The organism is Streptococcus mitis, assembly GCF_002096815.1.
Taxonomy (GTDB): Bacteria; Bacillota; Bacilli; order Lactobacillales; family Streptococcaceae; genus Streptococcus; species Streptococcus mitis_AD.
In genome coordinates this window covers 1-683 of record NZ_NCVJ01000007.1, presented here as the reverse complement: position 1 = coordinate 683, position 683 = coordinate 1, and the positions used below count along the sequence as shown (strand labels likewise).

The window sequence follows — 683 nt, the reverse complement described above, 5'->3', positions numbered from 1 at the left end:
GCTGATTGACTCGCACTTGTTGAGGCTGATTCAGAAGCTGATGTGCTTGCTGATTGGCTTGCACTTGTTGAGGCTGATTGGCTCGCACTTGTTGATGCTGACTCAGATGCTGATGTGCTTGCTGATTGGCTTGCACTTGTTGAGGCTGACTCAGAAGCTGATGTGCTTGCTGATTGGCTTGCACTTGTTGAGGCTGATTCAGATGCCGATGTGCTTGCTGATTGGCTCGCACTTGTTGAGGCTGACTCAGAGGCACTTGTGCTTGCTGATTGGCTCGCGCTTGTTGATGCTGATTCAGATGCCGATGTGCTTGCTGATTGGCTCGCACTTGTTGAGGCTGATTCAGAAGCTGATGTGCTTGCTGATTGGCTTGCACTTGTTGAGGCTGACTCAGATGCCGATGTGCTTGCTGATTGACTTGCACTTGTTGATGCTGATTCAGATGCCGATGTGCTTGCTGATTGGCTTGCACTTGTTGAGGCTGATTCAGATGCCGACGTGCTTGCTGATTGACTTGCACTTGTTGACGCTGACTCAGATGCCGATGTGCTTGCTGATTGACTTGCACTTGTTGAGGCTGACTCAGACGCCGATGTGCTTGCTGATTGGCTCGCACTTGTTGACGCTGATTCAGATGCCGATGTGCTTGCTGATTGGCTTGCACTTGTTGATGCTGACTCAGA

1 protein-coding gene and 1 pseudogene are annotated in these 683 nt (G+C 50.5%); both read left to right on the top strand.

All coding sequences use genetic code 11. From position 1 onward, the window contains the following. The first annotated feature begins 42 nt into the window (after positions 1-42). Positions 43-417 carry a hypothetical protein gene (locus tag B7696_RS10380; RefSeq protein ID WP_192856262.1) on the top strand — a complete coding sequence of 125 codons (375 nt, stop codon included), beginning with the start codon at positions 43-45 and terminating at the stop codon, positions 415-417. Then, positions 395-683, top strand: a pseudogene (locus B7696_RS10375) (hypothetical protein); the annotation flags it as partial. The gene B7696_RS10380 and the pseudogene B7696_RS10375, both read left to right, overlap by 23 nt.